Raw genomic sequence first — 19,479 nt, 5'->3', positions numbered from 1 at the left:
TACTCCGAGCAGTAAAAAGGCCTTTAGTCGGGTATGCATTACCTGACTAAAGGCAAGGAGATGGCTTTCAATTCAAAATGCTATTTGATCTAAGGAAAATTAACCCCAGCACATGGCAAGGCCAGTGTTTGAGTTAATTGATTGAACACTCTGAGTTGGATTGTCTGTCACGAGCTGTACCCCAGTATCGAAGAAATCTAACCCGTCAGAAGCACTAGGGCGTGTACCTGTTTTAGCGAACTCAACAATAGAAGTTACCCCTTGTGATGCCATCTCTAATGGGAATTGCATGGAGGTTGCACCTATCACATGATCACGTACGTTTCGTACACCAGGGCAGCCGCCATCGACAGAAACTATGGTGACGTCTTTCTCAAGCCCAAAGGATTTCAAGGCTTCATAAGCACCCGCTGCGGCAGGTTCATTGATGGTGTAAACCAGATTAATACTAGGATCTTTTTGTAGTAGGTTTTCCATGGCGCGGCGGCCGCCTTCTTCAGATCCTTGAGTCACATCATTGCCGACAATTCTTGGGTCGGTTTCATCCCCAATACGGCCTGCATTTTTAATGTCGATACCAAAACCTTTTAAGAAGCCTTGGTCACGGGCAACATCTACGGTAATTTGGCTAGTGCTAAGATCCAGCAGTGCAATACGGGCATCTTTTGCTTTCTCGCCCATACGTGCTTTTGCCCATTGGCCGATCATTTCACCTGCTTTAAAGTTATCTGTGGCAAAGGTCATGTCTGCGGCATTGGCTGGACTTAATGGGGTATCTAGGGCAATAACCAATAGACCTGCATCACGGGCTTTTTGGATGCTAGGTACAATACCAGCAGGGTCACTTGGTGTAATGAGAATGCCTTTTGCGCCAGAGGCAATGAGGTTTTCTATGGCTTGAACTTGTGATTCATTATCGCCGTCATAACGGCCTGCGAAAGTTCTTAACTCAACCCCAAGCTCACTGGCTTTCTTCTGAGCACCTTCTTTCATCTTTACAAAGAAAGGGTTGGTATTGGTTTTGGTGATAAGACCAATAATATCGCTTTCAGCGAGTACGCTGGTGGATAGACTGGTAAGGGCAATAACACCTGCAAGCTTGCGCAAAGAAAATTTCATGATAGTGACTCCAAAATTGTTTTTGTTGTTTTATCTCTGGCAGTGGCTGCCAGTTACAGCCTGTCATTTGGCTGTTTAATCACTATGCAAAACAAAAACTAATGGTGAATTTCAGCATGAAAGTTTCTTTGTAATAATTGAAATATAAGCTTAACCTAGCTGAAATATTTCCTTTAGGGTATTGATATTAAAGGGCTTTTGAATAAACCAGTCTGATGCTAATAAATTATATTCTTGCTCTAATTGCGCTTTGGGTAGACCAGACATTAATAAAATTGGCTCATCTATTTGATGGGCGAGACTGATGCCGTTTATTTCGCCAGCTAAATTGATGTCCGACAAAATAAGATCTGCACTGTCATGCTCTAGCATATCCAACACGTCTTCTGCGCTTTCAAAATGGCTTACTGATAAGCCTAAACTTTGTAATTGATCCGCGAGTACATTGGCGACTTGAAGATCATCTTCCACAAGCCAAACTCTTTGTCCTGCCTGCATTGGGAAAGAAGCTTCTAAAGGCTCTTTTAAAGTGACATCAGGGTAATCGTTATTAAACAGATCTGTATTTCTTATTGTCTTGTCATTAAGAGTAGTGTTTTCACTTAATGGCTCGGATTTCATCAAAGGTAAAATAAGACGTACTTTAGTCCACTGATTAGGTTCTGAGGTGATCTCTAATTCACCGCCACTTTGCTTTATAAAACCATATATGGTGCTTAAGCCCAGCCCACTGCCTTTACCTATGGGTTTGGTGGTAAAGAAGGGCTCGATAATTCTGGGGATAAGTTCGGGGCTTATCCCAAGCCCTGTGTCTTTTATTTCTATCATGATGGCCGTTTGTTGCTTCTGGTTTGTGTCTAGACTCTCATCTGTATTGACGAGTTGGCACGAGCGAGTTTCAAGGCTAAGTTCTCCGCCGTTAGGCATGGCGGCGCTACTGTTCAGGGCGAGATTTAATAACGCATTTTCAAGTTGGGAGGCATCGATTAAACAATGGGCATTTGGGCAATTAAGTTTTGGTATGACTTTGATGTTTTGCCCTGCACTGTAAGCAATAAGATCTAACATGTCTTCAATCAGAGCATCTATTTGAGTTGCTTCAGGAAAAAGCGGCTGGCGACGGCTAAAGGCGAGCAGTCGTTGCACTAGGTGACGGCTTTTCTCTGAAACGGCGATACTTCTATCTAGATACTTTTGTTGATCGGCATTAAAGTTGCCAGAATCTGCTAGCATCTCAAGGTTGCCCATAATTGCGGCTAAAAGATTATTAAAGTCATGGGCGACACCGCCTGTAAGCTGACCAAGCATATCCATTTTTTGTGCTTGGTGTAGTTGTTGCTCGACATTCTTTCTTTCGGTGAGATCACTATATAGGGTAACAAAACCGCCTTCTGGCATGGGCTGGCTACGAAACTCAATGACCTTGCCTGAACTAAAATGCTGCTCAAACTGCTTGCTTGTATGGTATCTGTCTTGAGTGAGATCTTGTAATAGAAACTCAGGGTTTGGATCTGTGCTTGGGTTTTGCTGATTTAATACGTTTTGCACTTGAGTGATAGGCATACCTAAATAAAGCTGGCCCGGTTGGAACGAAAATAAGCTTTCGTATCTAGGGTTCCACGAGACTAATAAACCTTGGGAAGAGAATACACTCAGGCCATCAGTAATATTATTGAAGATGGTTTCTAATAGGTCTTTTTGCTTGGACATCTCTGCTGTCATTTCTTGTCGGCGTATCGCATCTTGGCGAAACACATCAAAGGTATCAGCGAGTGTGCCTATCTCATCATTGCGTTTAATCTTGGCTTGTTTTGAATCGATACTGCCCTGAGCTAACAAAGACATTTCGGCTGTTACCACACCAAGGTCATGGGTGATGCCTCGACTATAAAAATATAAGCGCGCTAGGCCTAAAAGTAGAAAGATAGAAATACCTAAGATCCAGCTCTGACCATAGCTCACCACGTCTGCCACTGACTGTCTTTGCTGGCTCACCTTTTTCTGTAAACCGCCTACAAAGTGACTCACATGCTGGCTTAGTTGCTCGGATTTGGCTCTGACAGAAATTAGTAGATAGTTCTTTCTTTCCTGTATGGCGGCAAGCCTCATATGGGCTTGGTGCAAGCTTTGGGCGGTTTCGACCACTATAGGTGAGGGATGATTTAAAAGGTTGAGTTCATCAATAATTAAAGAAGGGGTGATTTTAGGTCGTTCGATAAGATCCAATAACCAACTTAGACCAATATCTGGCTTAATGGCTAACAGCAACTGAGATTTAGAGAGAGCTCGAATTTGAAATTGCAGCGCGAGACTATCTTCTCGAATAAAGAGTTCTTCTTCGACCAAAGAGATGAGCTCAGACAGACTAGTTTGAAGCTCACCAAGGCGAGTGAAAATATCCTCTTTAAAATCTGTGTCAGCCAAGGTTTGGGCCACAGTGCTTAGTTCATAAAAGCGCTGTTCTATTTTTTTTGCTTCACTTTGTAGCTGAAAGGGTCGACCCGATTCAGCTGTATAAGGGGCAATGGCGGCGAGCTGGGCAACGCCTTCGGCTAAGGTGAGTGCTGTGCTTATCTCGGGTAAGGTTTGTGCTTCAAATTCAGATAAGGTTGCTTCACTTAAACGCATGGCTTGCCAACCAATCGCCACCATAAAAAATGCCACCAGACTGATCGCTAAGACGGCGATGGTGGTTTTATGACGTAAACTGGTTAGTCGCATTTTTACCTCTACTTTTTAACTCTTACTGTTTTGTATGAGCGCGATTAAAACTCTATCGCCTCATTAGCGTTAGCTGTTAGGTATTTATCGTCTCATTGTTTCTACGTTCATTGCTTCTAACGGGCCCTTGAAATAAATAACCTAATCCTCTTTGAGTTTTGATGAACTCTGGAGTTTTCGGGTTAGCTTCTATTTTTCGGCGTAGACGCAGAATCAAGACATCTATAGTGCGATCGAACACCTCGGTTTCTAAGCCGCGGCTCATATCTAATAGCTGCTCTCGAGTAAGGATTCTATCTGGGTGAAGTGCCAAGGCTTCTAGCAATGAAAATTCGCCTAAAGTTAGCACGACCAAATTACCTTTATCGTCCTGTAGCTGACGCGCGGTGAGATCTAACAACCAAGAACCAAAGCTCAAGCATTGATGAGCCTCTGCTAAGGTATGGGAGAGTTGATTAGCAATCTGAGGGGTAAGCTGAGTTGAGCGCCTTATCAGAGCATGAATACGTGCCATGACTTCGCGCATGCTAAAGGGCTTCATCATATAGTCGTCTGCGGCGAGTTCGAGCCCGAGAATACGGTCTGTTTCATCACCTATGCCAGTTAACATCATGATGGGTATTTGATGATTCTCTCTAACTTCACGAGCCAGTTGTAGCCCATCTTCATCCTGTAGATAAAGATCCATAATGATGAGCGAAACCGCGGCACCTTCAAGCTGTTGCCACATTTGCTGGCCATTCTCTGCTAGCAAAGCAATGTAGCCTTTTTGCTGCAGTGCATCGGCTAATAAAGTGCGGATATCGGCATCATCATCCACAACTAATACTGTCTTTTTGAGGGTCTCAGACATGCCCAGAGTCTCTTCCTTTTTTATCGTTATTATGAAGTACTTATTATTTAAAGATTAAAAATTGAGCCAAGGCTCAGTATCTGTTTATTGTCTTATCATTAACATGGTTAAGTTAATGGAAAATGAACAGATGCCTTTAAGTTTATTCAATTTCATACTTTTGTGACGAATTATATTATTGAAATGAGTTTAGCCTTTTAGCTCAAAGAGATTGATTCTCTAAGCGAAAAATCGAAGGGGCTTGATGAAAATAGCGTGACCAAAGGCGTCTGAACTGACGGCTATCTTCAAACCCGCATTGGCTGGCAATACTTTCGATAGGAAGATCTGAGGTTTGTAGTAATTGCTGAGCGAGATTTAATCTCAGTTTATAGGTGTATTCTTTGGTGGTGACTTTCGCTTCTTTCTTAAAAAGGCGTGCTAGATGTCTGGTGCTGCAATGGGCTATTTGAGCCAGTTCATCTAATGACCAGCTTTTGGCTAGATCGGATTGAATTGCATTTTGTACCAAGTGTACTTTTTGATGAAGATGATTTCTGTGTTCAAGCCAAGGAGAAAAACTAGGGTCTTGGCTTCCACGTCTAGAAAATAGCACCATGTACTGAGCTATATCCGCCGCTAATTGTGCTTGGTTATTTTCTTGTACTAGGTAAAGGGCGAGATCTATCCCTGCGGTGACACCGGCACTGGTGTAGGTATTATCATCCACCACAAAAAGACGATTTTCCAATACTTGATGAGGGGCTACTAAGCCTCTTAAATCATCAAGATGAAGATGGTGTGTGGTACATTTTTTATCTTTAAGTAGGCCAGCCTTTGCCATGATAAGAGAGCCTGCACAAACGCTGATGTAGCGTTCGAATGTATGCTGTTTTAGCCAATGACAAGCGGTTTGAATGGCTGGTGTTTCCAGTGGGATCTCATCACCGGTTAGACCAGCAATAATTAACCATGCATTGGCTTCTATCTTGTCTGGTAAAGGGGCGAGATTAAGAGGTAAACCTAGGGAGTTGCTTGCATCATTTTCGGGTCCGACAAAATGCAATTGGTAAAGAGCATCTCCGCCACGTTTTTGATGAATACGATTGGCGTATTGAAAAACTTCTGCTGGCCCAATCGCATCTAATAAGAGGATATTGGGCAGCATTAAGACGTAAATAGGGGTCATGTTAGCTAGCCCTATTAAGTCACAGATTTGGTTTTAAATAAGCTGCCTAAAAGCTTAGCCCCGAAAGTATTTACTAATAGACCTGTTACTACCAAGCTAATGCCTATCCATTGGGTTTGGTTAATGCTTTCATTCAAAATTAATGCCGCAGACGATAGGCCAACCACAGGCACACCTAAGGTTAAAGGCGCAACTTGTGCTGCCGGGTATTTCTTTAGTAGATAGCTCCACAAACCGTAGCCCACTACAGTCGCAAGGACTGACAGATAAATCAGAGAGATGGCTGATTGCAGACCAAAGTTACTTAGGCTATCAATAATTAAATCTGGTCCTTCAATAAAGTAGCTGGCAATAAAGAAGGGAATAGGTGGAATCCAAGCACTCCAGATAATGAGATTCACATTAGCTGCATAACCTTTTTGTGAAATGGTTTTGTTAGCTATGTTGCCCATGGCCCAACTGGCAGCGCCTGCTAAAGTAAGGGCAAAACCTAATACCGTCATGGTTTGAGAGTCATGGCTTTGGGCGATAAAGATAAGGCCAAGTGCCGCAATAAAAATGGCTAAGACTTGGAAACCTTTAATGTTTTCTTTAAGGAATAGCATGGCAAAGACCAAGGTAAATAAGGCCTGTGATTGTAAGGCGAGTGAAGCAAGGCCCGCTGGCATGCCGTTATCCATGGCGCTGAATAAAAATGCGAACTGTAAAAAGCTAATGGGCAGGGCATAGGCAAACCACCACTTAATAGGAGTCTTAGGTCGTTTAAAGAATAAAGAGCCAACTAAAGCAACCAGTAAGAACCTTAGTCCACCTAATAATAGAGGGGGGATACCTTCAATTCCCCACGCAATAACGACAAAGTTAAAGCCCCAAATAAAGATAATGGCGAGGGCAAGTAAAATGTCTTTGTTGGTCATGGTGAGGTCCTTTTGAATATAAATGACACCAGATTCACTCTATCACAGAGCCTTGCTTTAAAAACCCATGTTACTGACAGAATTTGCTGTATGGTCACATCTGTATGCTTGTAAAAGCAGCTAGTGAATATGAATTTAGTTTACGCTTTATAAACGCTGGATATGAGGTGTGTTTGAGCTAGGTAACGGGTCAAAAAGGACATGTGCTCTAAGCGTTACTGATAAGAGCCTAGTTAATTGCAATATCATGAGTAATGAAATAAAAAAACTACCTTTCCCACTGGGTGATCGATGTGGGAAAGGTAGGTTAAACCGAAATGGGTTTATAAAAAGCTGATTAAGCCTTTTAAGCTGAAAGAGATGATGGTTAAAGTAATTAGGCCTAAAAGATACAGTCTAAGAAACCAAAACCATTGCTTTTGTTGTTTCATACTTAGCTCCTTATCTTGCTAGTCAAAATGTTTCTCATAAGATTAATAACCCTCTTCGTAATCCTCTACCTTGCCAGAAAATACACGGTATCCCCATAAGGTATAAGCACAGATCAAAGGCAAAAAGATGACGATGCCATACACAAGAAAGCTTAAGCTGGAATCTGGTGCTGCGGCTTCCCAAAGTGTCATTTGTCTTGGCACTAGGTAAGGAAATAAGCCCACGACCAAACCTGCAAACCCTAATAAGAAAAGGCCTGCACTGCACCAAAACGGCCAGCTTTCATGCTTGGCTTTATGGTCACTGGCAAAACACTTCCAGGCTATATAGCTTAATACTGCAGACGCTAAGGGCAGTGGGCTTAACCAAAGAAAGTTAAGGCCATCAAACCAACGAGCACGAATTTCAGCTTGGTCCAGAATCGTCCAGATACTGACTGCTCCCATCGCCAGAATAACGAGTATGAGGAGAAAACGCCCTTGCTTAGCGACTCTGAGCTGAATCTCACCACGGCTCTTCATATAGAGGTAGCTGGTGGCGAGAAGAGCATAACCTGCCATTACCGCAAACCCTGTTAATATGGCAAAAGGGGTAAGCCAAATTAAGCTATTGGTTTCACTGGCGTTGGCAGGAATGCCTTCTACAACCGAACCTAAGATTAAGCCTTGGCAAAATGCCGCTATGGTTGAGCCACTGCTAAAAGCAAGGTCCCACCACTTTTTAGAGGTATCTGACTTAAAGCGATATTCAAATGCCACACCCCGAAAGATTAAGGCAAATAACATCAGCATGATGGGCAGATAGAAAGTCGATGTGATAGCGGCATAGGCACTTGGGAAAGCGGCAAATAAAATGACCCCCCCAAAGACTAGCCAAGTTTCGTTACCGTCCCACACATGGGAGATTGAACGCATTAAGTGATCTCTTTCCTCATTGTTATCAAACCAAGGAAAGAGGATACCTATGCCCAAATCAAAGCCATCTAACAGTGTGTACATAAAGATGGCGAAGCCCAAGATAAGAAAATAGAAAAGTGCGTAATCCATTATTTATCCCCTTGTTCTTGGTGTTTAAGGTTTTTAACCCAAGCCAGTGCATAACCTGGTGCTTTCATTCCAATAAGTTGTCTTTCTAAATCAGCCATTTTTGGCGGCCCTTTCTTGATCAACTTGCCCATAAAGTAGAGATATACACCTAATAGCAAACTATAGATGACAACAAACATGATTAAGGAAAAGAGGACCTTTTCAGCTGGTAACAAAGAAGTAACATCCATGGTGCGAACTAGGCCTTGAACAACCCAAGGTTGGCGTCCGGTTTCAGCCACATACCAGCCTGCGAGTACTGCGATGACACCCATTGGGGTAAAGGCCGTGGTGAGTAATAAGAAGGCTTTATTTTCGTAGAGCCTATCTTTATGGCGCAGTAATAAACCACAGATGGCGATAAAGAGCATACCAACACCGATTGCGACCATGACTCTGAATGACCAGAAGACAAGCGGCACATAGGGTCTGTCTTCAGGTGGAACAGACTTAAGCCCTTGAACACCACCATCTAGACTATGGGTGAGTATGATACTGCCAAGATGTGGAATCCCAATTTCATAGTCGTTTCTTTCTTCTTCCATATTTGGCATAGCAAATAATAGCAGTGGAACAGGCGCTTCCCATTCGGGCCAGATACCTTCCATCGCCGCAAGTTTAATGGGTTGATGTTTAGCGACATTAAGACCATGTAAATCACCCACGTAAGTTTGCAATGGGGTGAAGATTAACGCTGACCAAAGTGCCATAGATAGGCCTTTTTTAGCGAAGTTAATATGCTGTTTTTTCAATAAATAATAAGCGCTGATGCCTGCTACTAAAAAGCTTGCTGTGATCATGGTTGCCAATAGCATGTGGGCCAATCTATATGGCATAGACGGGTTGAAGATGACTTCGAACCAGCTAGTAACATGAAATTTTCCAGCGATGATTTCGTAACCTGCAGGGGTTTGCATCCATGAGTTAGCGGCAATAATCCAAAAAGCCGAGATCCAAGTACCGATAGCAACGATCAAGCTGGCACTAAAGTGCATTTTAGGACTCACCCTTTGCCAACCAAATAACATGACACCCAAAAAGCCAGCTTCAAGGAAAAAGGCGGTTAATACTTCGTAGGCCATTAGTGGGCCTATGACAGGACCTGCTATGTCTGAAAAACGTGAAAAGTTGGTACCAAATTCATAAGAAAGAACAATGCCTGACACGACACCTGTACCAAACGTAATAGCGAAAGGCTTGATCCAAAATTTAGCTAATTGCAAATAATAGGGGTTATGGGTTTTAAGCCATAGGCCTTCCCATATCGCAATCAAGGTGGCTAGACCGATTGTGATACTGGGAAAGATAATGTGAAAACTCACAGTAAACGCAAATTGAATCCGTGAGAGTATTGCGACATCAAGTTCCATAAATACCTCAAGTAAAGAGTTAACTAACTTTCTTTATTTTCTGACTTGCTTGTTTCAAAAGGCTTGGCATCAGGGCTAACCCAGTAATAGATAGTAGAGTTATGACTTCGATCAGTAAAAGATTATTATTCATAGCTAATGCCTTATTTGATTAAATTAAATAAAAAATATTTGAGTTGGATCAAGTTTTGCTATTGATTAGCCATACTTATAGCAATACCAGTGCCAAAAAATGGTTTTATTTATAAGTGTATGAATTTAAAGGTTTGTTTTGTTTTTCTGAGCGTTTTATAAAATCGACTGTAAACTAGGTTTACAGTTTTAAATTGAAAGTTGTTAATCAGGTTGACAGTGTGCCGACATTAAATGTGATTTTTGAAATGGTTATCTTGCTCACCAGTGTGTGCGGCTTGATGGCAGGTTTTTGGCTTTATTGGCGTGCAGCTGGTAAGCGAGACTTAACGGCTTTATCGGCATTTGCCATCATGATGGCCTTGTGGTGTTTTGGCCATTTAGCCATTGCTCACGATATGCAATCTCTCGGCATTTTTCTCATTCTGGCTAACCCTTTGATGCCAACTTTCTTCCTCGATTTTAGTGTGCGCTTTGTTTCCAGTAGTCAGATTCAGGGTGAATATACCCATAAGTTTAAGCCTTGGCTGGCCTTACTCAGTGATAATCTTAATAAGGTGTATCTAGTCAGTTTTCTCGTTTGTATTTCTAGCTGGTGGTTAAGCGGTGTCATCGTTATAGAAAAAGCCGGTCTGTTTCTCTTTGTATTCACAGATTATGGTTGGTTTAATCTGGTTTATACCGTCTTGTTAGGCGTACTTGGTCATGCGGTTTTACTTTACGGTTGGCTGATCCATAAGGGCAATAAACGTCGTTCTATCCTTGTGCTTTTTATGGTGAGTGCTTGGGGTTTATTGTTAGCGACTAGTTTTATTTTCCCATCTGTTGGGGTGGATGCTTTTCCTTATCCCATGATGCTTTTGCCGACTTACATTTTGCTGCTTGTTTATGCTGTGGTGCGCTATCAAATCTTAGCGGTAAATGCCTTTGCCAACCGTGCCTTGCTTTGGCTGGCGATGATGTTGAGTCTCTTGATATTGATTGCTTTCATCAGTGCCACCGCCGCACCTTTAGGGATGCAAGCCTTGGCTGAGGTGCCGGCTTGGCAATTATGGTTATATTCTTTAACCGTTCTTTTATTAAGTGCCCTTATTTATCCCCCTCTTTCTCGTTTAGTAGAGCGTTTAATTTATCCTGGCTCTCGTTTGAATGAAGACCTTTTAGATATTTGGAGCCAAGCCCTTAAAGGTGCTAAGGATTGGCCCCAGTTGATTCAAATTGGCGAAACCTTGTTGAAGCAACAGCTTGGGCAGGTGGTTGATGTCTCTATCGAAATTAATAAAGGTCAAATTATTACGCTTGATACGAGCTCAAATGCCAGCCAAACAGAACGTCAAAAAGAGACTCAAATAGATGAAAATCGGATGCAGCTTTTAGTGCGGAACCTTTATCAAGGTTGGCAGTTTGAGTTGATCGCTTGGCAAGATGTGAGCCCAGGAATGCGTTTGTCTGGGGAGGTGTTTGCCTCTTTGTTTACCACTCGTTGTGGCTTGTTACAGCAAAGTCTTGAGCTTGCTGAGGCAGAAAGGCAAAGGCTAGATGAAAAGCATCTAGTCGAATTGGGTGGTTTATCTGCCGCTATGGCCCATGAGTTACGTAATCCGTTAAATATCATTTCCATGGCGTCTATGAGTACAGATGATACCATCAAGCAACATATTCAAACTCAGGTTCAAAGAGCGGACAGGTTGATCAGTGATTTACTGCTGTATTCTGGCAGTCTGAAATTGGACTATACCCCTTTATTATTAAAACCTTTGTTAATGAGCTTAGAGCACCAAGCTGAGCTAGATAATGTACAAGTGAGTTTCGATATGCCAGATGAGCTCACTTTAGAGGTTGATGTACAAAGAATTCAGCAGGTGTTTATTAACCTAATGGATAATGCGGCTGCATTTTTACGTAACCAGCCAGATGCCAAGCTTAGAGTAGAGGCAAGACGTTATGATGCTAGTAATCTAGTGCAGGTTCGGGTGCATAATAATGGGCCTGAAATTGCTGCCAATATGGATGCTCAAAGCTTGTTTCAACCCTTTGTAAGTAAGCGTTCTGGTGGCCATGGTTTAGGTTTGGCGATAGTTAAACGCATTATTGATGCGCATCAGGGGGAAATACGTTGTCGTAGTGACCTCAATTGGCCTGTCAGTTTTGAAATAGATCTGCCATTACATGCAAATAAAAGTCAAAAGCAATTATCAAATCAAACCTTCATGCCTGATCAATAAGGGCTCTAGAAGGCGTTTTGCTAGTAAAATGCTAAGTAAAAAATTAAGTAAAAGGTAAAGAAATGGATACTGGGGCAAAGATTTTATTAGTGGATGATGAACCTGCGTTTTGTCAGCTGGCACAAATTTGGCTGGAAGGTTCGGGTTATCAAGTAAAAACAGCTGCTGATCTTGCTTCAGCTAAGGCCTGTTTGGCTAGCTTTGATGCTGACCTTGTCTTGTTAGATTTAGCCATGCCGCCTCATTTCGACCCTCACCAAACCTTGGCTGCTATTCCTGATCTTATTTCGCGTCCTGTTATCGTTATTACGGGGAATGCTGAGCGTGACCTTGCGCTTAAAGCGATCGAAAATGGTGCTTGGGATTTTATCGCAAAACCCTTAGACCCTGAAATGCTAGCGATTGTTGTTAAGCGTGCCTTGACTAAACATGGGCTGGATAAAGAAGTTCGAAATCTTAAGCAGCTCAAGCTAGATGGACAGGTGAAAAGTGCGGCTGAATCTTATATTGGTGTGTCGACCTCGGCGATTAATATTCGCGCTTTGATTGAGCGTATTGCGCCAACTGAAGTTCGCGTATTAGTAACTGGCCCTTCTGGTACGGGTAAAGAGGTGGTCTCAAGAGCTATCCATGATATGAGCTTGCGCAAAGATAAAGTCTTTATTTCAGTACATTGCGGGGCTATTCCTGCGGACCTTTTAGAAAGTGAATTATTTGGTTATCAAAAAGGGGCTTTTACCGGGGCGGATAAAGATAAGGTAGGGCTTTTATCTCTTGCTGATGGCGGTACGCTATTTCTGGATGAAATTGGTGAAATGCCTGCACCTATGCAAATTAAGTTATTAAGAGCGCTGCAAGAAGGGACTTTCTTTCCTGTGGGGGGAAGAGTGCAGCAGTCTATCGATGTGCGAGTGGTATCAGCCACCAATGCTGATTTGATGGAAAAAGTGAAAGAGGGTGAATTTAGAGAAGACCTTTATTATCGAATTAAAGGCATCACGCTTGAGACTCAGGCTCTAGATCAACACAGGGAAGATATTCCTCTCTTGATACAGACTTTTTTAGCTCAAAAAGAAGGTGTTAATGCAGGTTTGAAAACAGGCTCTATGTTATCGGCTCAGGCTTTAACTTGGTTTGTGGCGCAGACTTGGCCTGGTAATGTGAGAGAACTTAAAAATGCTTTGGAAAGTGTTGCTTCTATTGCTCAAAGTACTGAAATTAAAATGGAAGACATAGCTTTGCTCTTTCCTATGGGGCAAATAGAGAGTGTGCCAGTTTCTAATCCATTGATTACTTTGGATTCTGGTCTGGATGAACAAGTCAAACAACTTGAAATCGCTTTAATCAAATTAGCTTTACAAGAAAGTCTAGGGAATCGCAGTCAAGCGGCAAGGCAGCTTGGTATTTCAAGGCAAGGCCTATTAAAAAAGATTGAAAGGTATCAGTTGGGATAAAGATGTAAATTACAGGTATTGAGAGCAAAGAAGGGGGGTTAAGAACCTTCTTTGTCTCCTCTTCTCACTTTAACGCTTCTTAGTTACTTTTCTTTTTACTAATGACTTCGCAGTTAAGCTCACCGTCTTTGATTCTTACTTTTAACTTTTCACCTTTTTTGGTTTGAGCAATGGTTTTAACCACACCTTCTTCGTTGCTGGCAATCGCATAACCGCGAGACAGAATTTGTAACGGGCTCACTAGATTAAGCTTTTCTACTAAGGAGGCAAAGGTCTGCGCCTTTTGTTCTAGGTTTTGCTTCAAGGCTTGAGATAGTCTGCGTTGGTAATCCTCTAATTGTTGATTTTTAAGTTTGAGGGTTTGTGCTGGGCTTGCATTACTTAGCCTAGTATCTGAGTGAGTGAGTTTTACTTTATGGTTATTGAGCAGGGCTTGCATGCTTTGTTGCATTCGCCTCTCGAGCTGATTTAACTTATCTTGCTGCAACTGTATGCGTTCACTTGGATGGCGCATTCTTTGGATTAAATGATCGAGCTTTTGCTGTTGAGTTTGCAACTGACGCTCAAATGATAACGTTAAGCTATTTTCTCGTGTTTGAATCTGTCTAATCAACTGATCTGAATCTGGGCTTAAAAGCTCTGCTGCGGCAGTTGGTGTCGCAGCACGGACGTCGGCAACAAAGTCTGCAATGGTGAAATCGACCTCATGGCCGACGGCAGAAATAATAGGCGTTTTAGCATTAAAGATGGTTCTGGCTAAGGTTTCATCATTAAAGCTATAAAGATCTTCCAGTGAACCGCCGCCACGGCCAATAATAATGGCATCGAAATGATCGCTGGCATCCATTCTAATCAGTTGTTTGGTCAGGTTTTGCGCCGCGCCTTGCCCTTGTACTAAGGAAGGGATAATGGTGAGCTCAGTTAAAGGAAAACGTCGTTTAAAGGCACTGATCATATCTCTTACGGCTGCGCCAATGGGAGAGGTGATAATTGCCACACGCTCTGGTGTTGTTGGTAAAGGCTTTTTATGCTCTTTTTTGAAGAGACCTTCTGCTTCTAGTTGCGCTTTTAACCTTTCATAGGCTTGTTGTAATGCTCCTTCGCCACCAGATTCCATGGATTCTACAGTTAATTGACAATCTCCCCTTGGTCCGTAAAAAGTAACCTTGGCTCTGAGTTTAACTAAGTCCCCATCTTTAGGCTTAAAACGGACAGAATTGTTGCGATTATTAAACATGGCGCAACGTATTTGTGCCTTACTATCTTTGAGTGAAAAGTACCAATGGCCAGAGCCTGGGCGGGCTAGGTTGGATATTTCACCTTCTACTAAAACCCAAGGTAAGCTGGCTTCTAGTAAGTTTTGTATTTGACGATTTAATTGAGAGACACTGAAGGCGACCTCATTTTGTTTCTCGGCTGTAAAAAAATTCATCAATCTCTCATTGTTTTGATTTACCGCGAGGGCTTTCTCCGTTAGAATTACTTGCCATCTAAATCTACCCCAGTTGGCATTGGAAACCCTCCCATTATGTTACGAATCGCGCAAGAAGCTCTAACGTTTGATGACGTATTGCTTATACCAGGCTATTCCGAAGTTCTACCCAAGGATGTTAGCCTTAAAACCCGCATAACAAAAGACATTGAATTGAATTTACCGCTTGTTTCTGCGGCGATGGACACGGTTACAGAACACCGTATGGCTATCGCGCTAGCGCAAGAAGGTGGTATTGCGATTGTTCATAAAAACCTTTCTGTTGAAGAGCAAGCTGCTGAAGTACGTCGTGTTAAGAAGTACGAAAGCGGTATTGTTCGTGATCCGGTTACTATTAACCCTGAAGCCAGTGTTCGTGAGTTGGTAAATTTGACTGCCAGCCATAACATTTCCGGCGTACCTGTTGTTCAAGGCGATGATCTAGTAGGCATAGTGACTAGCCGTGACGTACGTTTCGTGAAAGATTTCGAACAATCTGTCGCTGATATCATGACGCCGAAAGAGCGCTTGGTAACCGTTGAGGAAGGTGCTTCAGCTGGTCAGGTTCGTAAACTATTACACGAACACCGTATCGAAAAAGTACTGATGGTTAATGCTGAGTTTGAACTACGCGGCATGATCACGGTAACAGATATCGATAAAGCAACGGCTTATCCAAATGCATGTAAAGATGACCAAGGTCGTCTACGTGTTGGTGCTGCTGTTGGTACAGGTGCTGATACTTCTGATCGTGTGACGGCTTTGGTCGAAGCAGGTGTTGATGTCATTGTTGTAGACACAGCACATGGCCACTCTAAAGGTGTTATTGATCGTGTTCGTTGGGTGAAAGAAAACTTTCCTCAAGTACAAGTTATTGGTGGCAACATTGCCACAGCAGAAGCCGCTATTGCTTTGGCAAAAGCGGGCGCGGATGGTGTTAAAGTCGGTATAGGCCCCGGCTCTATTTGTACTACTCGTATTATCTCTGGTGTGGGTGTTCCTCAGATTTCAGCGGTTGCTAATGTGGCAGCAGCTATGGCTGAATATGATGTACCTGTTATTGCTGATGGTGGCGTACGTTTCTCTGGTGATATTGCGAAAGCAATCGCAGCCGGTGCAAGTGTTATCATGGTTGGTGGTTTACTTGCAGGTACTGATGAAGCACCAGGCGAAATTGTACTGTATCAAGGTCGTTCATTTAAATCTTACCGTGGCATGGGCTCTTTGGGCGCTATGGCACAATCTCAGGGTTCAAGTGACCGTTACTTCCAAGATGCGAAAGACGGTGTTGAGAAATTAGTGCCAGAAGGCATTGAAGGTCGTGTTCCTTGTAAAGGCCCTATGGTTGCAGTTGTTCATCAAATGATGGGCGGACTTCGCTCTTCAATGGGCTACACAGGTTCGGCTGATATCGAAGATATGCGTACTAAAACGCAATTCTCTCGTATCACAGGTGCAGGTATTCGTGAAAGTCACGTACATGATGTGACTATCACTAAAGAAGCGCCGAACTATCACGCCGGCTAAGCGTGAAAGAAAGTTAAACTGAGATGGGGCGAATTAATCGCCCCATCTTTATTTTAAGAAGCTTAGGTTTTTATCAAAACTCATTCAAAGACCTAGCTCAAAGACCCTAATGTCTATTAAAGAGTTAAAAAATTATGTCGCAAAATATCCACGCTCATAAAATTCTTATTCTTGATTTTGGTTCTCAGTACACTCAATTGATTGCTCGTCGCGTGCGTGAAATTGGTGTTTATTGTGAAGTCCGTGCGTTTGACATGGAAGATCAAGAAATTATCGAATTCGCTCCAAAAGGCATTATCCTCGCGGGTGGTCCAGAATCTGTTACTGAAGCTGGCTCTCCTCGTGCACCAGAATCTGTGTTCACTTTAGGTGTACCAGTTTTAGGTATTTGTTATGGCATGCAGACTATGTCAGAGCAATTGGGTGGAAAAGTAGAAAGCTCAGAATTACGTGAGTTTGGTTACGCGCAAATTCGTACCCATGGTGATACTAGTCTATTAACTGACATTGTTGATCATGTTGCTAATAACGGTGTTCATCTACTTGATGTGTGGATGAGTCATGGTGATAAAGTGACTGAGATGCCGGCTGATTTTGCTTTGATGGCATCAACAGAAAGTTGCCCAATTGCTGGTATGGCAAACGAAGCAAAAAAATTCTACGGTTTACAGTTTCACCCTGAAGTAACACACACAAAACAAGGAGGCGCTTTATTATCTCGCTTTGTTGTTGATATTTGTGAGTGTGAAACACTTTGGACGCCAGATAACATTGCCACTGATGCGATCGAACGTATGCGTGAGCAAGTGGGTGACAAGCAAGTGTTGCTAGCTCTTTCAGGTGGTGTCGATTCATCTGTTGTTGCTGCGCTTCTTCATAAAGCCATTGGTGATCAGTTGACGTGTGTCTTCGTTGATAACGGCCTATTGCGTTTGAACGAAGGTGATCAGGTTATGGCTATGTTTGCAGAAAACATGGGTGTGAAAGTGATCCGTGTTGATGCTGAAGATATGTTCTTATCTCGCCTTAAAGGTGAAGCTGATCCAGAAGCTAAGCGTAAGATTATTGGTAATAGCTTCATTGAGATTTTTGATGAAGAATCATCAAAACTAAATGAAATTGAATTCTTAGCGCAAGGTACTATATACCCTGATGTTATAGAATCTGCTGCTTCTAAAACGGGTAAAGCCCATGTTATCAAATCTCACCACAATGTGGGTGGATTGCCAGATGATATGAAAATGGAGCTCGTTGAACCACTACGTGAATTGTTTAAAGATGAAGTACGTAAACTTGGTTTAGCGTTAGGCCTACCTTATGACATGGTTTATCGTCATCCTTTCCCTGGGCCAGGTTTAGGTGTTCGTATTCTTGGTGAAGTGAAAAAAGACTATGCGGATATTCTGCGTCGTGCTGATGCTATCTTCATTGAAGAACTACGCCGTTCTGGTTGGTATGATAAAACAAGCCAAGCATTTGCCGTTTTCTTACCTGTTAAATCGGTAGGTGTTGTGGGTGATGGTCGTCGTTATGAGTATGTTGTTGCACTTCGTGCGGTAGAAACTATCGACTTCATGACAGCGCGTTGGGCTCATCTTCCTTATGAGCTTTTAGAAACAGTTTCTGGTCGCATTATTAATGAGATCGAACACATTTCTCGTGTTACTTATGATGTTTCATCTAAGCCACCTGCAACAATCGAATGGGAATAACTTCCAATCGTTTGATGTAAAAGCTTAAATAAAACGGCTCCCTTCTAATCAAAGGGGGCCGTTTTTATTTAGAATTTGGTAAACAGTTAACAACAAGGTATTTATGAAATTCCCCAATCCTTTAATCGAAGCCAAGCTCATAAAGCGTTATAAACGCTTTTTAACTGATGTAATTTTGCCTGATAGTAGTGAGATAACGGTTCATTGTCCGAATACTGGTTCAATGAAACGATGTATGCCTGAAAATGCGCGTATTTGGATTTCAGATAGCCAAAATGAAAAACGTAAATATCGTCATACCTGGGAACTGGTTGAAATTGATAATCAACATCTTGCTTGTATTAATACTGGCTTGCCAAATAAGTTAGTAAAAGAAGCCATAGATAATGGTGTGATTGAAGAACTTCAGGGTTATCAAAATATAAAAGCAGAAGTGAAATATGGTGAAGGGAGTCGTATCGATTGGTTGCTGTCCAATAATGAGGGCGAAACACTTTGTTATGTGGAAGTGAAAAATGCCACCTTGTTAGAAGAGGGTGAGTTAGGGGAAGGGGGCCATGGCTATTTTCCTGATGCAGTGACTGAACGTGGTCGTAAGCATCTTTATGAATTAGCCAATATGGTAAAACTGGGGCATAGAGCTGTGCTTTGCTTTTGCGTTAGTCATACAGGTATTAATAAAGTCTCTCCAGCAGCGCATATTGATGAGAAATATACCCAAGCTTTGAAAGAAGTTATGGCTCAAGGGGTGGAAGTGATTGCTTATCGTGCAGAAATTACTCCAGATGAGATTGAATTAACTCATAAAGTGCCTGTTATTGTTTGATAAATAATCAAAATGAAATTTAAATGCAATTAATTGGCTAATCGGTCAAAAAGCGCTTGCCATAAAATTTGAGATGTATATTATACGCCCCACTGACACGGAGCAGCAAACAAGACTGCAACGACAACCTACTAAGTAGGTGACTATCGAAACACTGATAAGTCAGACCGCTCTTTAAAATAGTTAATCAGATAATTTGTGTGGGCACTCGCTAGAGACTTCAGCAAGTTATTCGAGTTGTTAATTGCTACGGTAATTGATGTTCGAATGACTACAAAAAAATTGAAGTCTTACGAGAGTCGATACTAGAACGCTTTATGTTTGATTCGTTAGTTCGGATCGAATTTTAAAGTCAGTAGTAAAGATTTGAGTGAGCAATGATTTTAAACTGAAGAGTTTGATCATGGCTCAGATTGAACGCTGGCGGTAGGCTTAACACATGCAAGTCGAGCGGAAACGATGATAGC

At 42.3% G+C, this 19,479-nt stretch carries 13 protein-coding genes and 1 rRNA gene (1 of these 14 running past the window's edge); 6 read left to right on the top strand and 8 right to left on the bottom strand.

Annotated elements, in window-relative coordinates; translation table 11 throughout:
* Window positions 1–99 precede the first annotated feature (99 nt).
* The 7 genes from Q0A08_RS11755 to Q0A08_RS11725 all read right to left on the bottom strand — a co-directional run bounded on the left by Q0A08_RS11755 (window position 100) and on the right by Q0A08_RS11725 (window position 9,665).
* The gene (locus tag Q0A08_RS11755) at window positions 100–1,119 is read right to left on the bottom strand and encodes a sugar ABC transporter substrate-binding protein (RefSeq protein WP_438467473.1); all 1,020 of its coding nucleotides are present in this window, start codon (window positions 1,117–1,119) and stop codon (window positions 100–102) included.
* Between the two features lie 150 nt (window positions 1,120–1,269).
* Window positions 1,270–3,840 (bottom strand): PAS-domain containing protein, encoded by a 2,571-nt coding sequence (locus tag Q0A08_RS11750; RefSeq protein ID WP_438467471.1) that lies wholly within the window; start codon window positions 3,838–3,840, stop codon window positions 1,270–1,272.
* Window positions 3,841–3,916: 76 nt separating this feature from the next.
* Window positions 3,917–4,693: a response regulator gene (locus Q0A08_RS11745; protein WP_438467469.1), complete on the bottom strand. Its 777-nt coding sequence runs from the start codon at window positions 4,691–4,693 to the stop codon at window positions 3,917–3,919.
* Between the two features lie 202 nt (window positions 4,694–4,895).
* Window positions 4,896–5,861 (bottom strand): GlxA family transcriptional regulator, encoded by a 966-nt coding sequence (locus Q0A08_RS11740; RefSeq protein WP_438467467.1) that lies wholly within the window; start codon window positions 5,859–5,861, stop codon window positions 4,896–4,898.
* 14 nt (window positions 5,862–5,875) lie between these two features.
* Entirely contained in the window at window positions 5,876–6,778 is a 903-nt protein-coding gene (locus Q0A08_RS11735; RefSeq protein ID WP_438467465.1) for an EamA family transporter, read from the bottom strand.
* 473 nt (window positions 6,779–7,251) lie between these two features.
* Window positions 7,252–8,256, bottom strand: a complete 1,005-nt coding sequence (cydB, locus tag Q0A08_RS11730; protein ID WP_438467463.1) for a cytochrome d ubiquinol oxidase subunit II — start codon at window positions 8,254–8,256, stop codon at window positions 7,252–7,254.
* Window positions 8,256–9,665: a cytochrome ubiquinol oxidase subunit I gene (locus Q0A08_RS11725; protein WP_438467461.1), complete on the bottom strand. Its 1,410-nt coding sequence runs from the start codon at window positions 9,663–9,665 to the stop codon at window positions 8,256–8,258. Before Q0A08_RS11725 ends, cydB begins: the two co-directional genes overlap by 1 nt.
* Before the next feature lie 353 nt (window positions 9,666–10,018).
* Here Q0A08_RS11725 and Q0A08_RS11720 point away from each other — a divergent pair, with 353 nt between their 5' ends.
* The gene (locus Q0A08_RS11720) at window positions 10,019–12,022 is read left to right on the top strand and encodes an ATP-binding protein (RefSeq protein ID WP_438467459.1); all 2,004 of its coding nucleotides are present in this window, start codon (window positions 10,019–10,021) and stop codon (window positions 12,020–12,022) included.
* 62 nt (window positions 12,023–12,084) lie between these two features.
* The gene (locus Q0A08_RS11715; RefSeq protein WP_438467457.1) at window positions 12,085–13,476 is read left to right on the top strand and encodes a sigma-54-dependent transcriptional regulator; all 1,392 of its coding nucleotides are present in this window, start codon (window positions 12,085–12,087) and stop codon (window positions 13,474–13,476) included.
* 79 nt (window positions 13,477–13,555) lie between these two features.
* On the opposite strand, the gene xseA is transcribed toward Q0A08_RS11715, so the two are convergent.
* Window positions 13,556–14,908: an exodeoxyribonuclease VII large subunit gene (gene xseA / locus Q0A08_RS11710; RefSeq protein ID WP_438467455.1), complete on the bottom strand. Its 1,353-nt coding sequence runs from the start codon at window positions 14,906–14,908 to the stop codon at window positions 13,556–13,558.
* Between the two features lie 96 nt (window positions 14,909–15,004).
* On the opposite strand from xseA, the gene guaB reads away from it, so the two are divergent.
* The 4 genes from guaB to Q0A08_RS11690 all read left to right on the top strand — a co-directional run.
* Window positions 15,005–16,474 carry an IMP dehydrogenase gene (gene guaB / locus Q0A08_RS11705; RefSeq protein ID WP_438467453.1) on the top strand — a complete coding sequence of 490 codons (1,470 nt, stop codon included), beginning with the start codon at window positions 15,005–15,007 and terminating at the stop codon, window positions 16,472–16,474.
* Window positions 16,475–16,608: 134 nt separating this feature from the next.
* Complete coding sequence (gene guaA, locus Q0A08_RS11700; protein WP_438467451.1) at window positions 16,609–18,186, top strand: glutamine-hydrolyzing GMP synthase; 1,578 nt, start codon at window positions 16,609–16,611, stop codon at window positions 18,184–18,186.
* 103 nt (window positions 18,187–18,289) lie between these two features.
* Window positions 18,290–19,012, top strand: a complete 723-nt coding sequence (gene sfsA / locus Q0A08_RS11695) for a DNA/RNA nuclease SfsA (RefSeq protein ID WP_438467449.1) — start codon at window positions 18,290–18,292, stop codon at window positions 19,010–19,012.
* Window positions 19,013–19,397: 385 nt separating this feature from the next.
* A 16S ribosomal RNA gene (locus Q0A08_RS11690) occupies window positions 19,398–19,479 on the top strand; it runs 1,459 nt beyond the window's last position.

The organism is Marinomonas sp. PE14-40 (assembly GCF_051623805.1).
Taxonomy (GTDB): domain Bacteria; phylum Pseudomonadota; class Gammaproteobacteria; order Pseudomonadales; family Marinomonadaceae; genus Marinomonas.
The sequence above is the reverse complement of the archived record's forward strand: the minus strand, read 5'-3'. Positions and strand labels throughout refer to the sequence as shown.